This is a genomic window from Bradyrhizobium altum (genome assembly GCF_020889705.1).
Taxonomy (GTDB): Bacteria; Pseudomonadota; Alphaproteobacteria; order Rhizobiales; family Xanthobacteraceae; genus Bradyrhizobium; species Bradyrhizobium altum.
Genome location: NZ_JACMYP010000388.1, coordinates 1 through 6,002, shown reverse-complemented (window position 1 = coordinate 6,002; position 6,002 = coordinate 1). Strand labels below are relative to the sequence as shown.

The following is a 6,002-nucleotide window of genomic DNA, read 5'->3' as shown; positions in this document are numbered from 1 at the left end:
TGGGCAGCTCGCTCCTCGGGTAGGTGCGCATTAGGTCGAGAAGGCTGGAGGCGGTCGGGGCGTACTGCTCGGCGGTGTTCCGGTCGGCCTCCGGCGGAAGGAGTCATTCTTGGGCACGCATGCCGCGACGATGGCACTCGGAGTTGGCGCTACGGCCACCGTAGTAGATCGTTCGCTCGAAGCTGAACCGGGTGCTGCGCGCACTGTCCGCACTACGAGCAGCATCGGGTACTTAAGCCTCGAGCGCACGGCGTGCACCGGCCCGTGCCATGGTTGGAGGGAAAGCAATGATTCGCTTGGCCTGATGCCGTCGATAATCGCAGAACTTTGTCCCGCCGCGGCGATCCGCCCGTCCTTCAGGTTCCACGGCGAAAATGCAGTCTCGGCCGGCACGCAGAACCTGATGAAGCCTTGAACGATGGCCGCGTCTCCCTATGCCCCGTCAATGGAGAAGATCAGGTTGCGGGCATCGGCCGATCTGCGGGCCGGTCCGGGCGCCTCGTTTTTCGCTCGCGAGCTCGCGGTCGTGCTGGCGAACGCGGTCGACGACGTCGCGATAGGCTTCACGTCCATCAGGGGCCGGTCGCTGAGCGGGGTGCGCATGTGAATTTGCAGCTGTGCGGCACCAGCCTCGCATGCGCCGGGGCATTCGTTCGCGATCTGCTCGGGCCTGATCGGCAGATGCGGCGTCCGTGCGGGCCTGGTGATGTTGCCGGGACTATGATCACGGTCTTTATGTTCAAGCGGGCTCGCCAGGGACATGGAATTGCTTTCTATAAGTGGCGGTTACTCGACCGCGAGCCGCGCGCAAGCTTTGACAAGTTCGACCCAGTGTATCGGTTCGACTGCCTGTTTTCCTCAGTTGTGCGGATGGAGACTAATTCGTGCGCGAGGGGCGGTGGAATTCAGGGAGCCGTCGGGCAAGGGTTCAAGTCACGACAGGACGCTCGACGCGTTCGGCCATATACAAACTGAAGACCAATTGCACCTCCGTCAGCTTGCGGAGATGGCGCTGAGGGATACTCTGCGGTTGATCGCACGGACGGAGCAGAGCTGCTTCCTTTGGGACCCAACGAGTATTGGGTCTGAAGCTCGAACATGCGAGGCGATTGAAGTACTTGATGGGAACGCGCGGTAGTGCAATGCGGTCGCCGATCTCATCCCGGACAGGCAGATCCTGGCGGAGGTTGCCAAGGGAGCTATCTGAGTCCGCTTGTCGCCGCACGGGTATCGAGTATGTCCGGCCCCTTCAGGCCGAAACTGTTAAGAGGCCCCACATTTTGCAGAATTGCTGCGAGAGCGCGCCGGTATTTGAGCGCTTTGGGCGCCGACACTCCTTATCTTCAAGTTGCTATCCGATAAACGCGGGGAAGAGCAGCCATGGGAAGTTCGACGCGTCCCTTTTCGACAGTGCTAGTAGACCGTGGTCAGCTGGAGTGCGTGCATGGCAAAATTGGTTTTGCTCGACGCGCACCGGACGAGAACGCTCCGACACGGATCTCGCCGCGTGAATACGACTATCCCATGGTCGACCACGAAGTCACTATTCGCAACGCACGTCCGATCGTGAACGAGCTATCACTCGACAGGGAAGGTTTTGCCCTCGTCAAACATAAGATGTCCTGTCTCAATGAGCGTAATCCAGAGATCCTTCGCAGGAAGTATCTGGAGGAAATGGTTCCGTTCGTCAAAGACTATTTCAAGGCGTCGTGGGTTACGCCCATGGACCTTGGCGGCTTCACGATTCGTTCTATCGGCGGGAAATCCTTTGATCGTCCTGCGGAGCGGCAGGTGACCAAATATACTGTAAGAGGGCATGGGGCTGGGTACGCCCATATTGATTACGCACCGGTTGCCGGGCCCATGATTGCCGCGCACGACAGTCAACTGCAGGGCATTGAGATTCGGTCGTATTCTCGATTGATACTCATTCAAACTTGGCGTGCTATTTCACCGCCCCCGCAGGATCTTCCCCTGGCGTTCTGCGATGGCTCCTCCCTTTCAGAAACTGATCTTCTGGACATGTGCTTCCGAGGTTACGGTGTCACGCATAGGTCCTGGGGTCTTCACTACAGTCCTTCTCAGCGCTGGTACTATGTCCCTGACTTGGTGCCGGACGAGCTCTACCTGTTCAAGGGGTATGACTCCGATATGCATTACCATCGATGGTCAGCCCATTCGGCGTTCGATAATCGCGGGGCCTACCCCGATGCAAAGCCCCGCGAGAGTATCGAGACTCGATTCTACGTGTACTACGAGTGAGCCGTCGAGATTACTTGTGCGGCTTGGATCACGCCCAAGTTCACAGGAGCTTGCAGACGCGAGACGCGGTCGTCAAACGACCAGGATCAAGCGGACGTTCGGCGTGGTCCGGCTCGGTGCGTATGGTAAGCGCCGGCCCGGTGGGCAGCAGCTCGTCTCGCTTGCCCGCGTCCTCGCCTTTGATCCAAAGCTCGTGCTGATGGACGAGCCGCTTGGCGAGCGGGACAAGCAGCGGCGTGAGCTTGAGATCGAGCATATCCATGAGCATCTCGGCGTCACCCCATGTGACGCATGATCAGAAAGAGGCGTTCTCCATGTCGGACCGCATAGCGGCGTTAGATGACGGGGTCATCCAGCAGCTCGCCGCGCCCGTCGAGCGGTACGAGCGGCCGCAGAACGCCTTCGTCGGCGAGAACAATCACCTGCGCGGCAAGGCAAGGTCGTGGCGATGAACGGCACGACCTGCAAGGTGGCGGTTGCGGGCGCGGGCAATGTGCAGGCGCCGGCGATCAATGTCGAGGCGGTCGGCTGGCCGCTGCTGTCGCTGCGGCCGGAGCGCGCATAGCTGAACCCGGCGCCAGGCGCGCTGCCCAAGGTCCTCAGCGCGCGGGTTACCGATCTACCTCGGTGATCATGTACGCACCCGTGTCTCGCTGTGCGGCCATGATGATTTCGTGGTCGGCGTGGTGCAGCTCGGACCTGGCGCGGCGATCACTGTCGGCTGAAAAATGGAGGATGGTCGGGCGCTCGCGCGCCATCACGAAGACCGAGGCTACGCCGCGAGCAAGGTGTGCCTTCGACAACGCCGCCTCCATCCTGGAGTGGCATAGCAGGGGAGAGAGCAGACGATGAGAGGGCTATTAAGGATTGCCAGCGGCCTGGCCGTAATCAGCTTGGCAGCGGGTACGTTTGCGCCGGCGAAACCCGCCTTTGCGGACGATCAGCTGACGATCACCTCCTTTGGCGGGTCCTGGCAAACGGCCCTGCGCAAGGGCATGTTTGAGCCTTTCTCGAAGTTGACCGGGGTCAAGATCAGCGAAGACGAGTATACTAGTCAGTCCGCTAAGATCCGCGCCATGGTCGAGAGCAACACCGTGAGTTGGGACGTAGTAGACTTCGCCGCCGACGTGTATTTGCAGCTATGCGCCGAAGGCCTCCTTGAGACGGTCGACTGGAAAAAGCTGGGCCTCGACCGGACCAAGTTCATAGGCGGTGACACGTCGGACTGCGGGGTGCCGTCTGTCATCGGTAGTACGATCGTCGCCTACGACAAGGATAAGCTGCCGAATGGCCCGAAGACTATTGCCGATGTTTTCGACACGCGGAAATTCCCCGGCAAGCGCGGATTGAGGAAGGATCCATACTATAATCTCGAGTGGGCGCTGGTCGCCGACGGCGTCGCCGCCAAGGATGTGTACAAGGTTCTCGCCACGCCCCAGGGCGTCAACCGCGCCTTCAAGAAGCTCGACACGATCAAAAAGGACGTTATCTGGTTCACATCCAACGCTCAAGCACCGCAGCTTCTGGCTGATGGCGAAGTTGCCATGGTCCGCTCGACGAACGCCCGCATCTACGACGCCGTCAAGGACTCCGGCAAGCACTTCGAGATCATGTGGGATGCCCAAGTGTTGGAGCTGGCCTATTGGGGCGTTCCGAAGGGAACACCGCATAAGGACGCCGCCGACAAGTTCCTCGCCTTCGCCGGATCGCCCAAGGCGCAGGCTCACCTGACACAGTACTTCGCCTATGCTCCCGCTAACAAGGACGCCATGGCACTTGTTGATCCGGCGATACGGCCCCATCTTCCGGCGCCCGACAGTGCAGGCAATAACATATCGAGAGATGCCGCCTTCTGGGCTGACCATGGCGACGTGCTGCGTCAGCGCTTTACTGCCTGGTTGGCGAAGTAAGAACAAGGAATGGCGAGGAGAGCTTCCGCTCTCCTCGCCGCCTCGAAGGCACGATCTACGTGCACCGGCTGATGTGTGGGGCAGTGTTGCTGTTGCTGATCGCGTCGATCCTCGCGGCCGCAACCGCATCATGTTGGTTTTGGCCCCCGGTCTCGTCGATGAAGATCAGCCGCTGCGGGTCAGCTCACGTCTTCGGGCGACGTCGGCCTGATCCCGTTCGGTGACGAACAGCGTTTTCAAAGATTCACCTGAGCCCCGTGCACCAGGCGTCAACGGCGAGGACTGCTCAAAATGCCGTGGGTACCCGTCCATCGCTAGCAACCTTCGCCGGCGACCAGCCAGCACCAGTTCGCGAACATGGGCTACTATTCCTACATGCAGAGAAGGACCGACGGCGCGGTCGGCGACGTGAGGATGGCCGCCGACCGCGCCGATCGGGATGCCAGTTTTGCGCGGTTCATCATTCGATATCCGCTGTGCGCCGGTAGTCGTCGGAAGGAACCGGGCGGCAACACCGCGAGATGACCGCCAGAGAATCGAACTGCGACAGCATCGAGCGCCGCTCGCAGCGTGCGATGATGAGAGCTCGAACAGCACGTGTCTCGGCCTGTTCCTTTAGGATCCTTGGTCAATGCGGCGGCGATGTGCAAACTGAAGGCCATTGCAGCACCGTCAGCCTGCCGCGCTAGGTGCTGCGCAATACGATCTGGTCGATCGAGCCGACGGAGCACCCCACTTGCGATGGCAAGTAGAATGGTGGTCTGAAGCCCGAACAGTCGAAGTGGTTGAAGTAGCTGGCCCGGCGACGGTCACAGCCTCGGCACTTCAACCAAGATCGATGAGGACACACACGCCATCGAAACGCAAGAGCTTGCTAGAAAGCGGACGGCTGCCGCGACCTCGCGAACGTCGACGAAGGCGATTACCTGGTTGCTCCGCGCGCAAACGCGCATGATGCGTTTGACGCTCGGCATTGAAGGTAGGCCATGCGCAGCGCCCTCGGCGCGCGCGCAAGCATGTCCACTCAGTGCTTTGCGCAGTGCACACAGTGCTCCGGGCTGCGTCTCTGCGAAGTGCCCAATGGCATGACATGATCGGAGATCCCACCATGGCCGACGCCCTCCTCGACCGGATCATCCACAATGCGCACCGCATCGCCCTCGAGGGCGACAGCATACGGAAGAAAGGAGCCGCGTCCCCCTTGACCAGCGCCGAAGACAGCGAAACCAATCCCACCTGACTTCAATCAGGCAACCGAAAAGCCGCCACAGCAGCACTGTCTGCGACTTAGCGAAACCACTGTCCCGTTTTGGCGAAATACGCAGCAGCAGCACCAACCATTCGGCGTCAGCGAGGCCATCGCGGATCCCTATGGCAGGCTCTATTACATCGAGCGCGCCGCGCAGGTGCAGATCTACGCGATGTGGACCCACCAGCCACTGAAGCAGCTGCCGCCGCAGTAGTCGAGAAGACCAAGCGCGATTTCCGCGACGGCCAATGCTACAACGGTCTGACTGCAGCGCAGCGTCATTTCAATGCGCTGAAGCGGGTACTTGATCGCAAGGGGCCGGATTACGAGACGGCTTCGTAGAGTGGGGCAAAAGCGAAGCATGCCCCACCATCCTGAGTAGCGCAAGACTTGGCCGGTCCACGCAAGGAGCTCGCGGCAAGTGTGATCGCCCGTCGCCAGGGGGCATGTCGCAACTTTCATCAGCCCGCAGAGTCGCAGTGAGGGAGCACCGACAAGCTTAGAAGCTCGTCGCGTGCATTCTTAGGTCCAATGCAATCCTTGTTCGCGGGAGTTGAGTTAGGTTTGCCCGGGGCCAGTAG

8 protein-coding genes are annotated in these 6,002 nt (G+C 60.4%); 5 read left to right on the top strand and 3 right to left on the bottom strand.

Annotated features, from left to right (window positions below; translation table 11 throughout):
* Positions 1–432 precede the first annotated feature (432 nt).
* Positions 433–762, bottom strand: a complete 330-nt coding sequence (locus H8B02_RS44405) for a 3-keto-5-aminohexanoate cleavage protein (RefSeq protein ID WP_229172080.1) — start codon at positions 760–762, stop codon at positions 433–435.
* 618 nt (positions 763–1,380) lie between these two features.
* Here H8B02_RS44405 and H8B02_RS44400 point away from each other — a divergent pair.
* A complete protein-coding gene (locus H8B02_RS44400; protein ID WP_229172079.1) occupies positions 1,381–2,262 on the top strand; it encodes a CmcJ/NvfI family oxidoreductase in 882 nt (293 codons plus the stop codon).
* A gap of 40 nt (positions 2,263–2,302) precedes the next feature.
* On the opposite strand, the gene H8B02_RS44395 is transcribed toward H8B02_RS44400, so the two are convergent.
* On the bottom strand, positions 2,303–2,524 hold the full coding sequence (locus H8B02_RS44395) for a hypothetical protein (RefSeq protein WP_229172078.1): 222 nt from the start codon (positions 2,522–2,524) through the stop codon (positions 2,303–2,305).
* Here H8B02_RS44395 and H8B02_RS44390 point away from each other — a divergent pair.
* Positions 2,523–2,714 carry a hypothetical protein gene (locus H8B02_RS44390; protein ID WP_229172077.1) on the top strand — a complete coding sequence of 64 codons (192 nt, stop codon included), beginning with the start codon at positions 2,523–2,525 and terminating at the stop codon, positions 2,712–2,714. The two genes, H8B02_RS44395 and H8B02_RS44390, sit on opposite strands and share 2 nt — an antisense overlap.
* 159 nt (positions 2,715–2,873) lie before the next feature.
* Here H8B02_RS44390 and H8B02_RS44385 read toward each other — a convergent pair whose 3' ends face one another.
* On the bottom strand, positions 2,874–3,065 hold the full coding sequence (locus tag H8B02_RS44385) for a hypothetical protein (protein ID WP_229172076.1): 192 nt from the start codon (positions 3,063–3,065) through the stop codon (positions 2,874–2,876).
* 45 nt (positions 3,066–3,110) lie between these two features.
* Between H8B02_RS44385 and H8B02_RS44380 the strand changes: the two genes are divergently transcribed.
* The 3 genes from H8B02_RS44380 to H8B02_RS44370 all read left to right on the top strand — a co-directional run bounded on the left by H8B02_RS44380 (position 3,111) and on the right by H8B02_RS44370 (position 5,763).
* Complete coding sequence (locus H8B02_RS44380) at positions 3,111–4,172, top strand: ABC transporter substrate-binding protein (RefSeq protein ID WP_229172075.1); 1,062 nt, start codon at positions 3,111–3,113, stop codon at positions 4,170–4,172.
* Positions 4,173–5,199: 1,027 nt separating this feature from the next.
* On the top strand, positions 5,200–5,412 hold the full coding sequence (locus H8B02_RS44375) for an ATP-binding protein (RefSeq protein ID WP_376711787.1): 213 nt from the start codon (positions 5,200–5,202) through the stop codon (positions 5,410–5,412).
* A gap of 183 nt (positions 5,413–5,595) precedes the next feature.
* Positions 5,596–5,763 carry a hypothetical protein gene (locus H8B02_RS44370; RefSeq protein ID WP_229172074.1) on the top strand — a complete coding sequence of 56 codons (168 nt, stop codon included), beginning with the start codon at positions 5,596–5,598 and terminating at the stop codon, positions 5,761–5,763.
* Positions 5,764–6,002: the final 239 nt, after the last annotated feature.